Origin of the sequence: Lentzea waywayandensis (assembly GCF_900115955.1) — a bacterium.
Lineage (GTDB): Bacteria > Actinomycetota > Actinomycetes > Mycobacteriales > Pseudonocardiaceae > Lentzea > Lentzea waywayandensis.
This window is the reverse complement of record NZ_FOYL01000011.1, coordinates 293,789-309,536: the sequence shown is the minus strand read 5'-3', so window position 1 is coordinate 309,536 and position 15,748 is coordinate 293,789. Positions and strand designations below refer to the sequence as shown.

General features: G+C 65.5%; 12 protein-coding genes and 1 pseudogene. 4 read left to right on the top strand and 9 right to left on the bottom strand.

The window, feature by feature from the left end:
* Positions 1-61: 61 nt before the first annotated feature.
* The 5 genes and pseudogenes from BM417_RS34945 to BM417_RS34925 all read right to left on the bottom strand — a co-directional run bounded on the left by BM417_RS34945 (position 62) and on the right by BM417_RS34925 (position 6,586).
* Positions 62-3,343: a type ISP restriction/modification enzyme gene (locus tag BM417_RS34945; protein ID WP_177320761.1), complete on the bottom strand. Its 3,282-nt coding sequence runs from the start codon at positions 3,341-3,343 to the stop codon at positions 62-64.
* 456 nt (positions 3,344-3,799) lie between these two features.
* Positions 3,800-4,493 (bottom strand): annotated as a pseudogene (locus tag BM417_RS34940) (DUF2637 domain-containing protein).
* Complete coding sequence (locus BM417_RS34935; RefSeq protein WP_177320760.1) at positions 4,490-5,185, bottom strand: TIGR04141 family sporadically distributed protein; 696 nt, start codon at positions 5,183-5,185, stop codon at positions 4,490-4,492. Before BM417_RS34935 ends, BM417_RS34940 begins: the two are co-directional and overlap by 4 nt.
* An 89-nt stretch (positions 5,186-5,274) precedes the next feature.
* The gene (locus BM417_RS34930; RefSeq protein WP_093603327.1) at positions 5,275-5,553 is read right to left on the bottom strand and encodes an isoamylase; all 279 of its coding nucleotides are present in this window, start codon (positions 5,551-5,553) and stop codon (positions 5,275-5,277) included.
* 523 nt (positions 5,554-6,076) lie between these two features.
* Positions 6,077-6,586 carry a hypothetical protein gene (locus BM417_RS34925; protein ID WP_177320759.1) on the bottom strand — a complete coding sequence of 170 codons (510 nt, stop codon included), beginning with the start codon at positions 6,584-6,586 and terminating at the stop codon, positions 6,077-6,079.
* A gap of 252 nt (positions 6,587-6,838) precedes the next feature.
* Here BM417_RS34925 and BM417_RS34920 point away from each other — a divergent pair, with 252 nt between their 5' ends.
* Entirely contained in the window at positions 6,839-7,267 is a 429-nt protein-coding gene (locus tag BM417_RS34920; RefSeq protein WP_093603323.1) for a hypothetical protein, read from the top strand.
* Positions 7,268-7,595: 328 nt separating this feature from the next.
* On the opposite strand, the gene BM417_RS34915 is transcribed toward BM417_RS34920, so the two are convergent.
* The gene (locus BM417_RS34915) at positions 7,596-9,377 is read right to left on the bottom strand and encodes a hypothetical protein (protein ID WP_143138925.1); all 1,782 of its coding nucleotides are present in this window, start codon (positions 9,375-9,377) and stop codon (positions 7,596-7,598) included.
* Positions 9,378-9,525: 148 nt separating this feature from the next.
* On the opposite strand from BM417_RS34915, the gene BM417_RS34910 reads away from it, so the two are divergent.
* Positions 9,526-10,986, top strand: coding sequence for an FG-GAP-like repeat-containing protein (locus tag BM417_RS34910; protein WP_143138924.1), 1,461 nt, complete (start codon positions 9,526-9,528; stop codon positions 10,984-10,986).
* An 87-nt stretch (positions 10,987-11,073) separates the two neighbouring features.
* Here BM417_RS34910 and BM417_RS34905 read toward each other — a convergent pair whose 3' ends face one another.
* Positions 11,074-11,949, bottom strand: coding sequence for a hypothetical protein (locus tag BM417_RS34905; RefSeq protein WP_143138923.1), 876 nt, complete (start codon positions 11,947-11,949; stop codon positions 11,074-11,076).
* Positions 11,950-12,147: 198 nt separating this feature from the next.
* Between BM417_RS34905 and BM417_RS48775 the strand changes: the two genes are divergently transcribed.
* Entirely contained in the window at positions 12,148-13,335 is a 1,188-nt protein-coding gene (locus tag BM417_RS48775; RefSeq protein ID WP_218164657.1) for a trypsin-like serine protease, read from the top strand.
* A 258-nt stretch (positions 13,336-13,593) separates the two neighbouring features.
* On the opposite strand, the gene BM417_RS34890 is transcribed toward BM417_RS48775, so the two are convergent.
* Complete coding sequence (locus tag BM417_RS34890) at positions 13,594-14,295, bottom strand: TetR/AcrR family transcriptional regulator (protein WP_093603315.1); 702 nt, start codon at positions 14,293-14,295, stop codon at positions 13,594-13,596.
* A gap of 120 nt (positions 14,296-14,415) precedes the next feature.
* On the opposite strand from BM417_RS34890, the gene BM417_RS34885 reads away from it, so the two are divergent.
* Positions 14,416-14,712 carry a hypothetical protein gene (locus tag BM417_RS34885; protein WP_245822375.1) on the top strand — a complete coding sequence of 99 codons (297 nt, stop codon included), beginning with the start codon at positions 14,416-14,418 and terminating at the stop codon, positions 14,710-14,712.
* Here the strand turns inward: BM417_RS34885 and BM417_RS34880 are convergent.
* Complete coding sequence (locus tag BM417_RS34880) at positions 14,693-15,748, bottom strand: alpha/beta hydrolase (protein WP_218164656.1); 1,056 nt, start codon at positions 15,746-15,748, stop codon at positions 14,693-14,695. The genes BM417_RS34885 and BM417_RS34880 overlap by 20 nt on opposite strands.

Sequence of the window (15,748 nt, the reverse complement as noted above, 5' to 3'; positions counted from 1 at the left end):
GGCCGAGCATTTGCGCAACCGTGATCAATAAAAACAGTCTTGGTCGCGCAGGACATGTCGTTCAGTCACTAGAAAAGAGATCATCCTGATGGTTAAGCTTGGGTATCCTGCGCGCCATTCCAGAAACCGGTAGCACGCCGGCTGCTGTCAGATCGTCAACAGTGATAAGCGGGCCACGGATAATGCGGCCGAGGAGTTTCTCCTGTCGAGGTTCCAACGCAACGCACCGACCTACGACGTTAAGTAGGTCCAACAGCTCTGTGGTCATGACTGAGGTCCAAGACTGCGCGGCAATGTGATCAAGGGGGGACAAACGTTTCCCGGAAGGATTTTTCTTGCGGTAACCGAACCAGTGCTTGACTACCTGCATGCCGGAGACTTCATAGCTCCAGACTTCGCGGGAAACTGGTCCAATCCTACCCTCTCCGACATGGAGAGTGCCGGTGTGGTCGTCGTGAGCAATCGACTCCGGCATTCCACTTTCTGAATCTGATATCCCTACGGACACTGTTGGTCGTTCGGTAAGCATCCTTGGAGGCGCCTGCGGGCGACCTGCACTTGGATCCACGCAGCGCTCGCCGTAAGTGTGTAACCAAATCACCTCTTTTCCTATGCTGACAGCTTCAAGCCACGCCTCGCTATCGACAGTGAGAGGTATCCGAATTCCAGGGCTCTTCAGCTCTGTCGAGAACTGACGCGTGAAACCGTTATGTGCAGTGACAGCAGCTACGTAGGCCACTAAATCCAGCGCATCGACTGAGCGCTTCAATCGTTCAGACAGAAGGCGAACCAGGCCCGGCGTGACGTTCTGCTCAGTGGCACGATCATCTCGGTATAGAGGAAGCACGCGACCGCCACGACCTGAATGGTAGTGCATATCGGGAATAAGTGACGTAAACACCAAAGCAGGTCCGCTGACGATCGGATGTGCATGCTGTTCAACGACAAAAATTTGCTCATTGGAGGCCGTTAGCCACAGCGACGGACTTGGTCTGTGATGCAACCTTGCGTCAGGAATAGTCCATTTTCGATCGAAGGACCGATGGGCAACCCTTCGCAACTCTGGACAACCGCTAATCTCCGCAGAGATCGTTCCGCTGTGAGCCGCCATACCCGGAATGCTCGTTATTTTTGAATCAACACGAGTCGAACTTGTCTCTTTAAGAAGCTCTGACTTACCGTGTAACGGCGCACGCACGAGCCTGTTCCAACGCTCCCGCAGTGTCTCTTTCTCTGGAGCGTAGACCCATGTCCGGTTTGGCTTGACGCCAGGAGCTGCCCACGGCATCAGATCAGTCATGGCAGGCATCGAACTCCACGACCCGCTTCTCACGGCATGGAACGGTTCACTCCAGCCGCTGGCGCAATCTTTCCAGTTGTTGTCGTCGATCCGCAGTTCAGCAAGCGATTCTGACTTCTCTTCGACCGAGCCGATGACACTCGTTCGATGAATTCGTGCCGGGACACTCGGATTAGACGCTCCTCGGCGAATGAATACCGCCACACAGATTGGCTGCTGATTCCCGCGAAAGAAGCGAGTTTCCATAGGTGGCTGATGCCCCTCAGGCGTAAGGTCTATGACCCACCCTTCATCTGCGGTTCTGCGCAGATATTCCCGCATGCCGGCGAACCCCGGACCAGTTGTGAAGCCAGCCGAGCAGACCATGGCGACGACACCCGCCGGATGCGCAGGGTGCGCGTCAAATGCCTTCCAAGTCGCCCAGCGCCAAAAGTAGACGTACTTGTTGGATAGGACGTATTCGAGTCGCCCGTTACCTGATTTCCGAAATGCCGATAGGCTCGGCGAATCCGTTGTGGAGCTCGGCGTCTCAATCCACTTCGAAGTTCCCTTTACTTTGTCCACGTATGGCGGATTTCCAAGCACCACCATCACCGGCTGTTCACGCTTCACATGATTTGCGCCACGCCGCGACCGTTCAATAGCCTCATACATTCGCCCCATGGGAAGTAGTTGCACATCGGGGTCATCAAGTGTATCCGCCAGGAAGCGCCTTTCCTGCGCGGGCACCTCGGCGAGGTGCCGCTTCTTCAGCAGGCTGTGAATTCGCAACTCAGCTACCGCGTAGGGCGCCGCCTGATTCTCGAAACCAATCAGGCGATTGGACAGTTCGCGTAAATGCGGAGCTACCGCGCCGGCACCTTCCTCTGCCGCGACAGTCGCCGCAACCGTGTTCACAACCTCGGAAAGAAAACTACCTGTTCCCATCGCAGGATCTACAACTATCACATCCCTCTCGGCGAACCCCAGGGTTCGACCCAGGCGGGACCTCAGAACGTCATCGACAAATCGAGTCATGAAGGAGACCAGAGGTGCTGGCGTGTAATAGACACCACTCTTTCGGCGCAATGAAGGATCGTATGCGGCCAAGAAGTTCTCATAAAGCATCGAGTATGAATCATCTGGAAAGTCGGCCCAGTCGACGACGCTGAGTACGCGCACCATAGTCGCCAGTGCGACACTGTGCTCCTCTTCCGGCTGGTCGGTGAGCACAGCAAGCGCTCGCCCCATCAACGAGTGCTTTTTTCCCAACAAACGGGCAATCTCGACAATCGACCGGCCACGAAAGCTCACGCCGTCAACGCGAGCAAGTAGAAGTGCAAACGTTATTGTTTGTGAGTACTGATCAGCAAATTCCGCATCGGTCAAGTTCGGAAATAAGGCCTGCCTCCAGTCCGTGGCAAGCCCGCTGAACGTTCGACTTCCCGACAGGCCAGTCTGCTCTCGAATAAGTTCAGCGGCCACATCGTCTCGCAGTAGTCGACAGAGGTTGGCAACCAATCGAACAAGCTCGTCAAGCGAGCGCGGCCGTTCTGGTTCCCACAGGAGAAAATCGGTGAGAACGCGAGCGAAGTCACTGCTCACCGCATGAAGTCTTTTGCCAGCTCGATCAAGTCCAGGGGCAAGAAGCGCGATCTTGCCTTGAAGTTTTCCGAAACTATACCTGGCGAACTGCTCTCCGTCGGAGTACAGAACATTCGGCAACAGCTGAAGTTTTTCCCACTGAATCCGATCGTGCTGGCTTGGGCTCCGCCAGTTGTCTGGCACGCCATAGCCAGGCTTTTTCAGCTCAACGTATCCGACACGTGCACCCGCGATATCCACTGCATAGTCCGGCCGAATAGACAGGTCTGGTAGACGCATCTCCCCAATTGTGGTGATCGTCAGCCCAAGGCTCTCCGCGATGCCGGTCAGCATCCGTTCGAACGGCCCCCGCAAGTGATCTTCCTGTGACCCTTTGCCGGTCTTCAGCTTCTTGGTAACCTCGCTGCCAAACTTGGCGACGACCACGTCGACAGTCGTGGTTCCGATCGACAGACCCACGGTGTGGCTTCGGGGCATCCTTCCCTCCCCCCAAGCTGACGAAAACCCAAGATCTCCAAGAAACCTCGACACAGGGATCCTGTCTGTCCGCTCGACAGGTGGATTCGCAAGAGGTACTGCTACTCGCAGTGGCATCTATTCGGTAGGTATAGGCCAACCGTGGCGCGTTTCTTACTTGAAACCGCCATCTGAGCGAATGAGGTACTGATCAATCTCGAAGCTGAACATCGAGAAGCTCACGAGGAGCGCAGGCAGTCGCGTCATCGGCTCGATCATCTTGCGGCAGGTCGCGCGGGTGGTTGAGTCGGCCTGGAGGAAACGGACCAGGCAACCCCGGCACCGCGCCTCAGGCCGACTCAGCCAAGCCAAACACGCGCCGCGCGTTGCCGAGCAGCACCAGCAGTACAGCAGCAGCCAACCCCGCCAGCACGACAGTGCCCGCAGTATCGAATATGCCTACCAATTGTTTCCTGCTGCCAGTTGCCCGGCTTGCAGCCACCGGCGCAGCACTCGACGGCCGTAGTTGTTGGTACCCGCAATCCGATCCAATTCCGCTCCGGTCGGGCTGCGCCCCTTCGCACGCTCGGTCACGTAGTACGCCCACATCCGCTGCTCTGCGGTCGGCTCGTCCGGCGAGCGAGACTCGTCCGAGACGACAGCGAGACGCACCACTCGCCCAGTCTCGCCAGCTCCCGCTGCTGTCTCGTCCGTCTCGAGAGTGGTCGCGCGCGCACTCTCGGCGCGATGACGCTTGAGCGCGCGGTTCAGGAGCTCCACCGCCAGCAACAGCGCCAGCGGCGGACATGCCGCGACCGCGATGGCGAACACGCTCAGTTCTGGGGCCGCTGCCACGTTCGCGCAGAGCGAGAGGGAGATGCCGAACACGAAAGACGTCCAAGCCGCCCAGCGACCCTCGGCACGACGGCCGTCACCTGACGTCTTCCACAGCTCGACGGTGGCCGTGGTCAACAGCCCATCCACGATCAACGGCCAGATCGCGGCCGTCACCTCATCCGCGCCGAACGCAAAGCAAACTCGCGCCCATGCCGGTACGAGGCATAAGCCGCGCCGAGAGCAACAGTGCCGTGCAGGCGCACTGCACCCACAGTGCGCGATCCCTCCGAGCCGAAGAAGCTGTGGTGACGGTCATCGGGAACCACCCGCAGCCAGACGACGGGTGCCCACGGGGCGGATCGTGATCTCAGGCCCTTCGACCAGCACCGAGCGGTTCGTATGCTGATGCGTTAGGCCCACAAAAGAACTACACGCACGAACACTCAGACGGGCGGAATCCGGTCTGGGTTCGTCGTGAATTGCGGTCATTCGATTTCTTCCTTGGTGCGGTTGGCCACTGGGCACGGCAGCGCGCTGTGCCCAGAGGCCGACCGGTCTCCGCTTCCAGGCGGCCTTGGCCGCCGGCTGTCCCTTCTTCCTCGCGACGAAGGGGATGTCGGCGAACTGGAGCTCGATCCCGAGGTTGTGCAGGTCGTAGCTCAGCCGCAGCAGGCTCACCCGCGACAGGGAGAACAGGATGCCGGCGTCCCAGACGCGGCCGGCGATGTCCGCCAGCTCGAACCGCAGGTGCATCGGCGTCGTGGCGAAGCTGCTGTCCAGGCAGAGGTAACACTGCCGCGCGGCCACCTTCTCCGCCGCGTAGTCGTGCTCGTCCGTGGTCTTGCCGGACGGCACCCAGAGCGGGAATGAAAGCGTGCTCCTGTTCAACAGCAGCTCGGCCACCTGAGCCTTGACGCGCTCAACGGCGTCCTTGCCGATCTCGTACCACTTGCCCTGGTGCGGGCAGGTCGCCCGCGCAGTCGCCGACGCGGATCCTTCGTTGTCCAACGAGGTTCTGACGGTCAATCGCAAGGGGCTCGAAGCGGTGTGCCACCGGTCATCGTCACCGATGCTCGCCAGCCGATTTGGGGGCCCTGTCAGACGGTGATCACGCAGCCGTGGTCGTCCTGTGCCGCCGCGTCCGAGTCGTCGAACCAGTGACCGTTCGAACCGAGGTAGCGGAAGCGCAGTGTCGTGCCGCGCGGAACGACGACCGCCGCGGTGCGGTTGCCGTTCGAGCGGGCGCGGAGTTCGGTCGCTCCCGGCGTCCAGCCGTTGAAGTCGCCGACCACGCTGACCGGGCCTGGCGGCTCGTGCCGGGGCAGTGCCCAGGTCACCCGCACGTGCTGGTCCTTGGCGGGCATGATCCGGATCATCCGCTCGTCGTTCCTTCCACATGTTGCAGTCGCGACGGTGTGACAGCCTGCCCGTTGTGTCCACATCGGACGAGTCGGCGCGCCCAGGAAGTACACGATGTCGCCGGATCGAGTGATCCCACCTCGTCGGGATCGCGATCCAGGGCGAAGCCGGCATTGCGGCGGAGCCGGTGATCGATGTCAGGGAGGATCCCGGCGTGTCCAACAGATGACCTGGAAGATCGGCAACGCCCTCTGCGTGGTCGGGCTGTGCCGCGTCGGCCGGATGTCTTCGAGCAGCGGCCACCGGACTGGTATGTGCGGTGGGAGGGTCAGCGCGAGTCAGCTCAGGTCCACTAAGGACAGTTCCGGCGCAACTGGCGGAGTTGCCCCCACCGCACGCTCCAAGGCACATCGGCTCTGGCTCGCCCGAGTCCGGCGAGCATGTTCGGCTCGGCTGCATGAGCGGGCGGTGGGAGCGCTCAGAAAGGTGTTCAGGTCTGTCATCGCAAACGGATCTTGAACGCCCTTCGGACCTGCTCGCCTAGCGTAGGTGCCTGCCGATCCGGTCGAACTCGGCCGTCATCTCCGGGGACGCGAGGAAGTCGTCCAAGCGTGCGGAGACCTCGTAGTCCACCGCCTCCAGCGACCGGATCGCCAGCTGCAGCACGAACTCGGGGTCGTGGTCGACGAGGAAGCTCGCCCAGTGCTCCAGAGCCTCCAGTGCCCACAGCACCTGCGGGTCCATGTCGCCGTCGGACAGAGTGCCCTTGTCGATCGTGTCCAGCCACGCGCGCAGCCGGTCCGGCGTGCTGCCCGCTGGGTCCGTGCGCGCCTGTTCGAACGCCTGTTGGGCGTGGTCGTCGAACTCGGCCTGCGCCGCGTCCGTGAGGTCGTCGCGCGCGGTCAGCCGGACCACGGTCTCCGCGCCGAACCGGTGGCGCTTCTCGTCGTCGGCGGCCGCGACCAGTTCGCGGACGGCTTGCTCCACCTCGTTGTAGTGCACGGCGTCATCCAACCAGCCCGGCCCGGCGCACTGGTTGCCTATGACCACTGAGTCAGAACTTGCTCCTAGGACACGAGCACCGTGCTCTTGTCGAATGTCTTCACCTCGCAAGTGAGGACGCGTCTCGGGACGTGAGCGGATGTCCGTGCCGGCAGGATTACACGGGCGCCGTGCGGTCGGTCGCGCCGTCGGCAGCGCATCCTCTGGAGGCTAGAAGGATCATCGTGTCCGGACCGTTTGAGTGTTAGTGTTCCCGAACGGTTTGACCTGGGGCGCAGTATCTCTTGGGGGGGATTGACCATGGTGGACATGTGGATGTTGTCCGTTGCCGCCGCACTCATCGGTCCCGTGGAGGAGTCGGGTTCCGCAGCTCTGATGCAGCTGGAGAAAGCGGTCCGTGCGGTGCCCGGCCTGGGCGATGCGCTGGATGCGGCTCGCGCGGGAAATGAGTCCGACAAGATCCACCTCGCGGCGGAACTGGCGAACGGCCTCAAGGCCGCCTATGACGGTGGTGGCGCTTTTTCCATCCTGCTCGACGCTCTCTGGCCCGAGGTGCTGTTCGGTCCCGTGGCGAAGAGGGCGCGCAACATCAACACCGGCGCCGTCCACGGCACCCTGATCCAACTAGGTGTTGTCGGTACGATCAACCTCCCAGATTCACAGAGTCCGGCCCGGTCACGATTCCCGTTTTTTGGCTCTGGGCGACGCACCAAAAAGCACCGCCCGTGACCAACCGATCAACCCCAGGCATCTGAGTTCATCGTGGTTCTCGCACATCAGCCGATACCAGAGGCTGACTTGGCCTGTTCGCCGCGACGGGTATCTACCCGCAGGTGCCCAGCCGCACCGACTCGTGCTGTCCGCGCCGCTGTTCACCAAGGTGGAGATTCAGGCAACGGCAAGACGATCGTCATCGAGGCACCGCAGGCGAACGCACAGAACAAGTACGTCCAAACCCTGTCGGTCCACGGGGTGTCGTCGAACCGGGGGCGTGGGGCGCGTCCCCGGCCGATACCCTGCCCAACTCGGGACCGGCTGACCGCAAGCACTTCGGCGGTCAGATCGGCCGGTAGTCGCAGCGCCTGCCGGTGTGCACGGCTCTGCGCAGATGCTCGCCGATGACGGCGTCGGCTTCGGTGAGACGGGTGAGCGCACGGCGAATCGCCTTGCCCACAGCGAGGCGCGCGCGTTCACCGCTGTCGGCGAACTGGCGGGAGCGGCCGCTGAGTCCGGTCGCGCCCGCCAGTTCGGCGAGCAGCCAGTCGCGTTCCGCGCCGTCTTCCAGGTCGTCGAGACGAGTGCGGTACTGCTGGACCGCCGCACGATCCAGCACGGGCTGGCTCGACAGTGCCCTCACGCCGTCGACGAGGTCGACCGCGTCGATCTCCTGACCGGGATTGGCCAGGAGCACGGCGAGGTGCAGCATCCCGACGCAGTGCTCGACCCGCGCGGTCCTCTGCCCCAGCTGGACTTTCCACCGGGCTCCCTCGCGGCGGCACGTGCACGCCACGGTCCTGGTGTCCGGCAGCGAGATGTCCAACGACGCGGCCTCGCCGTGTGCGATGGCGCGTTCACCGCGTGCCTGGGCGACCTCACCGACGCGGTCGAGCGCCTCGGCGTAGCGCAGCCTGGAGTGCAGGGTGGCAGGCCAGTGGGCGAGAGCGAGGTTGTCCTTCACCGCCGCCCGCAGGTGATCCACGGCCCGGTCCACGTGTCCGGTGGTCAGGGACGCCACGCCGAGCGCGTGCTGGGTCGATCCGAAGCAGGTGACGGCGAGACTGGCCATCATCGGCAGCCGCGCGAACGGCAGCAGCAACTCGTACGCCTGTGCGGACAGGTCGGCGTCGTCGAGCAGGTTCGCCGCCTGGACGACCCCGTTCATCGTCACGAGCCAGGTACTCGACCTCGGCAGCTCGGCGAGGTCACCGAGCGCCGCGAGCGCACCGGCCGCCTTGCGCCGGTCTCCCGCCGTCGCCGCCACGACGGCCTGCGCGGTGACGAACGAGTTGTCCACCGCGCTGAGAGTGGGGGAGTGCACCAGCTCGTCGAGCCCGGGCAGCAGTTCCAGCACACGGCCCTGGTACCACCGGATCGCCAGAAGCTGCCCGCCGTGCCACCCCGTCGCGTCGACGTCACCTGCCTGGGCACCGCGCTCGGCGCAGGATCGTGACAGCTCCTCGGCCTCGTCGAAACGGCCGGCGCGAACCGCGAGCATCACCTCGATCGCGCTCACCACGTAGCCGACCGCGAGGTGGTCGCCGTGCTCGAGGAACTCCCGCAGATCCCCGAGCTCGCGGTGGGCGTGCGGTCGCCCGTCGAGGAACAGGTCGACGACGTGCCACATCAGCGCCATCGCCAGGTCGCCGCCGCGCTCCGTTCGCAGGCTTGCCGCGATCAGCTCGGCGGCGATGCGTCTTCGCAGCTCACCGTGTTCTGGGCCCATCACGCAGTGGTGGGCGAGGCTGAGCGCCTCCACCAGCACGATCGGGTCCGCCGACGACCTCGCCTCCTCGAGCAGCGCGAGTGTCGACGCGTGGCGGCCGCTGAGGTAGTCGGTCTCCGCGGTCAGTCGCAGCCTCAGCCGCAGCGCGAGCGACGACCTGGGGTCCACCAGCGCGAGCGCGCGCCGCAGACGTTCGGACAACGACGTCGCACCCGCGGCCGAACGGTGCTCGTGCACCCACAGGCCACCTAGCCCCAACGCGGCGGCGACGAGCGTGTGCGCGTCACCCGTACGGTCGGCCGCCCGAAAAGCCCGCTCAAATCGTTCCCTGCTCGTGCGCAGGTCCCCCTCCGCGACGAGCGCACGCGTGCCGCCCGCCAACAGCGAACTCGGCATCAGCTGCTCTTCCACATCCCCCACCCCGTACGTGACACGCGAACCAGGACGGTTCGGTTCAACGCGGGGGGTGGCACGGCGGTGGCACGGGATGGCACGCCTTCTCCGGTGATCTCGTTTCGACGAGAACCTGAAGGGGGACAGTCCATTGAGAAGGATTGCAACTGTGCTCGCCGCGGCCGGTGCGGTGATCGTGATGGCGGTGCCGGCGCAGGCCGCGCCACTGCCCACGGCACGATTCGTGTTCGCCGACTTCGGTGCCGACCAGTCGTGGGACGTCGCCAAACATCCTCGGGTGCTGGCGGACATCACCGGTGACGGCAGGGCCGACGTGGTCGGGTTCGGCGATTTCGGCACCATGACGGCCGTCGCCACCGGTGACGGCGGCTTCGGAGCGCGGGGAGGGGTCGCCGACTTCGGTTTCAACCAGGGCTGGCGCATCCCGATCCACGAGCGGTTCGTCACCGACATCACCGGCGATGGGAAGGCCGACATCGTCGGCGTCGGCAACGCCGGCGTCTTCACCTCCGTGTCGCTCGGGGACGGCAACTTCCGTCCGGCCACGTTCGTGCTGCAGGCGTTCGGCGCCAGCACCCGGCCGCGACTGAACGACCTGATCGCCGCGGACGCCAACAACGACGGCCGCACCGACCTGTTCATGTTCACCAACGGCCGGGTCGACGTCGCCCTGGCCCGAGGTGACGGCACGTTCGCCGCGCCTTACCTGGCGACCACCGAGTTCACCACGGACCGGTTCGACTTCAACCACTTCAAGGTCGTCAACATCACCGGCGACGCCAGGCCGGAGATCCTGTCGATCCGCTTCCTGCCCGGTATCGCACCGTTGTCCACGAGCCCGCGCGTCGACGGCACGTATCCGCTGTCGCGGGTGTCGACCAACAACGGCGTCAACACCTCGCCGTTCGTGATCTTCGACGTCGCGGACGTCACCGGCGATGGCAGAGGCGACGCCGTGATGCCCGGCCAGGACACCACGACCTTCGTCGGGACGGCGCGCGGGGACGGCACCTTCAACACGTTCACCGTGGCCGTCAACGACTTCGGCTACAACAACGGCGCCGGCTACGGCACGGGCACCGTGCCCAGTGCCTCGCGGGCGGACATCACCGCGGACCAGCGCGCGGACCTCGTCGGGTTCAACACCTTCGGCGTCGTCAGTGCCGTGTCACTGGGCAACGGGACGTTCGCGCAGTCACGGCACGTCGTCGCGGACTTCGGGTTCAACAGGGGGTGGCGAACCGACCGGCACCCGCGACTGCTCGCCGACATCACCGGTGACGGGCGGGCCGACGTGGTCGGCTTCGGCAACGCGGGCATCTACACGGCCGTGTCCAACGGCGACGGCACCTTCTCCGGTGGTCCCACCATCACCACCGTGCCCGACCTGACTGGCGACTCCAAGGACGAAGCCCGGTCGGCTCTGCAGTCGGCAGGCCTCGTTCTGGGCACCGTCACCAACGACGTCGACGAGAACTGCAACAACATCGACAAAGTGAATGGCCAGAACCCTGGCGCCGGCACGCAGCTGCTGACGGGGTCGACCGTCAACGTGACGATCGGCGTGCTACCACCGCATCCGTGTCCGTGAGATCTGTCTGAACGAAAACGACCGTGCCTGTCGAGTTGAGTGGGCGAGGAAGGCCGGGTGATCCCGGCCTTCCTCGCCGCGCCACGATCAGTCCGGCCATTCCCAGCTGATGCCGATCACGCCGGACGTCATGCCGCTCCTCGTCACGTGCACCGCGTGGTGTGCGTTCGCCGACAGCTCGTTGAGCCGATGTTTGGCAACGTAGAGGTCGGCACGGAAGTAGTCGTGCACCCGTGCCGGTAGTGCGTCCGGGTGAAATCGCACCTCCATCAGGCAGGTGCCCTCGGGCCGGCGGAAGGCGTGCGCGAAGTCGTTCTCGGCCTCGCAGGGGGTGGGGTCGTGGAGTTCGTACTCCCACACCCAGGTCTCGCCGGCTCGAAGTCGTTGGCCGAAAAGCAGTTCAGCGGCGAGCACCCGTCCTTCGGGGTGACGCAGCAGCCGTCCGACCGCACAGTTGCGCACCGGCACGACACGAACGCGGTCGATCGCGCTGCCTGGTGCGCCGAAGTAGCGCATCACCACTCTGTCGACGTCGTCGCGGCGAGCGCGTGCGAGGCGCCGCACTGTGATGCGCGACCGGCCGCGGTGCGCGTCCACGTGCGCCACGTGTTCGGAGGTGATCACGTCCAGGGTCCAGTCCCGCGAACCGGGGAGCGCGTCGAGCAGTTCGCCCATCGGGCCGTGGTACTCGTCCACGCCCTGCTGCGGCCGGAACGGCGTCAGGTGGTGACTGACAAGCAGGCCGGTCAACGCGTGGCGAGGCAGTTCGAGAATCTCTTCCAGCACCGCGATGGCGCGCAACGAGTTCGGCCGCCGCGGCCACGCCCGGCCGTGCTGCCAGTCGCTGAGACTGGCCAGCCCGATCTGGATGCCGCGCTCGGCCAGCCGCGACCGCAACCGGTCGAGTGGCAGGCCGCGCTCGCGGATCGCGGTCCGCAACACGAGATGAAATGGTCCGCTCATCGAGCTCCTCGCCGACCCACCCTACGGCGGTGCACGACAAGAGGTCCAGACCATCAACGTGGGCGGCGCATCGTATTCAGAAGTGGCACGGGTGGTTAGCCCATCCGCAGCACCGAAGTTTCGGACTTAGATCCGGCGACTTCGGCCGGTGGACCCTTCGGGAAATTCTCCTTCGACCCCTTCGAACGTGAGGTTCCCATGCGAGGACTGGTCAAGTGTCTGCTGGCGGCGGTCGCCGTCCTGAGCCTGGCGGGATCCGCGGTCACGACGGCGACGGCACAGGAACAACCCGGCCCGCTGACCCCGAACATCATCGGTGGCGTCGACGCCACCGAGAACTACAGCTTCATAGCCTCGATGCAGGGCAACTCCGGTGGCCACTTCTGCGGCGGCGCCCTGATCCGGCCCACCTGGGTGCTGACGGCCAAGCACTGCATGGCCGGCGAGGTCCCGAGCGGTGTGCAGATCCGGATCGGCAGCAACAATCGCAACTCCGGCGGCACGGTGGCCAGGGTCAGGCGCTGGGTGGACCACGGCAACGCGGACACCTCGCTCGTCGAGCTGACCGCCCCGGTCACCCAACAGCCGATCTCCATCGCACCGGTCGTCGCGGCCGGCACGACGGTGCGGCTGCTCGGCTGGGGCGCCACGACCTGCAACCCCGGAGGCGGCTGCGGCGGCGCACCCACCAACCTCAGGCAGGTCGAGGTTCCCGTGCTGCCCGACAGCGCGTGCGGCACCGACCAGTGGGTGATCTGCCTGGACAACAAGGACGGCAAGAGCGCCTGCTACGGCGACTCGGGCGGTCCGCTCCTGGTGGGCACGCCAGGCAACTGGCGGCTCGGCGGTGACACGTCCGGTGGTCCGGGTGTCTGTGGCAGCGCGGACTTCTACTACGCCGAGCTGCAGGGCAGCGTGCACACGTGGATCAACAGCGTCGCCGGCCCGGACGGCGGCCCTCCTGCCGGCAACAACCTCGCGCTGAACAAGCCCGCCACGGGCACGGCCGCCTGCAACGCGAACGAGGGCCCCGCGAAGGCTGTGAACGGCAGCGTTTCCGGCGGTGTCACCGACAAGTGGTGCTCGGTGGCCGGGACGAAGTCGCTGCAGGTCGACCTCGGCTCCAGCCATGCGCTGAAGAAGCTGGTCGTCAGGCACGCGAGCGCCGGCGGTGAGTCCGCGACGTTCAACACCAGGGACTTCGACCTGGCCGTGTCGGCCGACGGCACCACCTGGACGACGGTGGCGACGGTGCGCGGCAACACCAGCGGTGTCACCGAGCACGCGATCGCCAACAGTGCCAGGCACATCCGCCTCACCGTGGTCACGGGTGCGCAGTCCGGCGGGAACGTCGCCCGTGTCTACGAGTTCGAGGCGTACGCGTAACCGCCTCACCCGAAGCCGATCGGGGCGGAGCACGGCGGGCCCCGCCCCGATCAGGCCGAGCTGTAGACGGCGCACCGGCTCGGCCTGGTCGAGGAGCCCGAACGCGACAGCTCGGGCTACCGGCGATACTTCTCGGCCACGTTGTCCCGGTTGGTGCAGGTCTGGACGCTGGCGGTGGGTGTGCCGTTGGCCGACATCGGTCATTTGCCGGAGAAGGACACATGCCCGGTACACGCAGGTGCCGAGGCGGTCTGATCGTCACGCTTCCGGGGACCCGGACATACGCTCGCTGCGTTCGCGTTCCAGCGCGGCGATCTGCGGGCTGGTCAGTCCGGGCTCCGGAAGCGGGGTCGGCGCCTCGCGCGACGGCCTGATGCCGTCCAGCAGGAAACCGATCATCCGCTTGTACAGCAGCGGATGCGTGGGACCGCCGAACTCGACCGCGGTCTGCACCGCCATCGACAACAGCAACAGGTCGCCCGCCACGAGGTCGTCGCGGACCACTCCGGCCTCGCGCGCGCGTTCGACGAGCCGTTCGAGGTGCTCGCCGGTCTGGTTGTGACTGTCCTCGACCAGCTTGGCCAGGCGATGTGGTGTGCGCGGCCGCGACCAGCCGAGCGTTTCGCTGTAGGACCCGCTCAGCAGCTCGCGGAAGCCCTTGTCCGCGGCGAGCGTCGGCACCGATTGCTCCAGGTGCGCGACGACTCCCTGCCACGGGTCCGAGTTGTCGCTCGCCGCCCTCGCCTGCTCCCGCGCGTCGGCGATCTTCGGCTCGTAGACGGCGTAGATCAGATCGTCCTTGGTCTCGAACGTCCGGTACACCGTGGCGACGCCGACCCCGGCCGCCTTCGCGACGTCGGCCAGCGTCGCGGAACACCCGCGTAGCGCGAACACCTCGGTCGCGGCGGCGAGGACGCGCGCGAGGTTGGCCTGCGCGTCACGGCGGCGGGGCGTGCTCATCTGACCGATGCTAGCCGCGGTCGCGCGCGAAGCTGATCACGGCCTCGACCACCTGCGCATACCGTGGGCATGCGTCCTCCTCCTTCACATGACCTGGGCCGTCCGGGCTACGTTGTGAGGGTGATCAGGACAGTGCCGCGAACGGTGGCCGAGCTGGCGGCGACCTCGAACGACTGGGTCGTTCAGCGTGGCACCGAGTACGGCCGCTGGCTCACCGCCGAGCGCGTGGTCGAACGCGACGGTCGCAAGTGGAGGCTGGGGCTCACTCCAACCTCCACCACGCTCGTGGCCTTCATGCTGTGGCTGGACGACGACGAGCTCGTTGCGCACGCCCGTGGCACCGAAGCGCAGATGTGCGCGCTGGCACACCGGCAGGCACTCGGTCTGAGCGCGCCGGCTACGAGAGATGCGCCTTGAGAAAGTCCGTCATCACGGCGACCACCGGCTCGGTGGACCAGGGGGACACCGCGTTCGGGTCACCGGCGAACGCGAGGTCGCCGTGGTCGGCGCCGCGCACCACGTACCGGGTGCTGTTACCGCCTGCCTTGGTGACACCGTTGTGCAGCAACAAGGTCTGGCTGGGCGAGATGAGCTTGTCGCTGTCGCCGTGCAGGATCAGCAACGGCGGGTCGCCCGGTCCGGCGTAGGTGACCGGGTTGGCCGCGACGACCACGTCCGGGCTGGCCGCGAGGGTCTTCGCGGCGCTCCCGGTGATGTACTGCGCGATCGGGTTGGGCGAGTTCGCGAACCCCTGCTCGGCCTCGGGCCCGTAGTCCGCCAGGAGTTTCGTGAAGTCCGAGGCACCGAATTTGTCGATGACGGCCTGAACGCGGCTGTCCGCGTCGGTGTCCGTCACACCCGCCATCGAGGCGAGGTAACCGCCGGCCGACTCGCCCCACAGCGCGATGCGGCCGGGGTCGATGCCGTAGGTGGAGGCGTTGGCGCGCAGGTAGCGCACAGCGGCCCGGATGTCGGCGATCCCGTCGGTGTAGACCGCGCCGTCGGGCCGCACGCGGTACTCGATGCTTGCCACCACATACCCGGCCTCGGCGACGAACGTGCGCAGGTTCAGCGTCTGCTTCCGGTCGGCCGAGGAGAAACCGCCACCGGGAACGTAGATCACGAGAGGCTTCGCGCCCTCTCCCGCAGGCACCTGGATGTCGACGTGCAGTGGCTTGGTTCCGACCGTGGTGTACACGACGTCGTCGGTGGCGGTGAGCTTGGTCCGTCCACATTGGATCTGCTTCGCGGCGGCCGGGTCGATCACCTCGCTCGTGCTGGTGTCGACGGGTACCTTGAGCTCGGCCGCCTGCGGAGGTCGCTGGCCTTGGCCTCCCTGCGGCACGCTCGACGGGCAGGCCGCCAACGCGGGGGAGCGCGACGACACCGGTTCGGCGGACGAGCACGCGCTCACGACCAGTACCAGCGCGCACATCGCTACGACTGTCTTCAC

What these genes read in the sequence shown, in the direction of transcription:
- BM417_RS34930 (WP_093603327.1), bottom strand. Translation starts at nt 5,553, where the DNA reads ATGATCCGGATCATGCCCGCCAAGGACCAGCACGTGCGGGTGACCTGG.
- BM417_RS34920 (WP_093603323.1), top strand. Translation starts at nt 6,839, where the DNA reads ATGGTGGACATGTGGATGTTGTCCGTTGCCGCCGCACTCATCGGTCCC.
- BM417_RS34915 (WP_143138925.1), bottom strand. Translation starts at nt 9,377, where the DNA reads ATGCCGAGTTCGCTGTTGGCGGGCGGCACGCGTGCGCTCGTCGCGGAG.
- BM417_RS34905 (WP_143138923.1), bottom strand. Translation starts at nt 11,949, where the DNA reads ATGAGCGGACCATTTCATCTCGTGTTGCGGACCGCGATCCGCGAGCGC.
- BM417_RS48775 (WP_218164657.1), top strand. Translation starts at nt 12,148, where the DNA reads ATGCGAGGACTGGTCAAGTGTCTGCTGGCGGCGGTCGCCGTCCTGAGC.
- BM417_RS34890 (WP_093603315.1), bottom strand. Translation starts at nt 14,295, where the DNA reads ATGAGCACGCCCCGCCGCCGTGACGCGCAGGCCAACCTCGCGCGCGTC.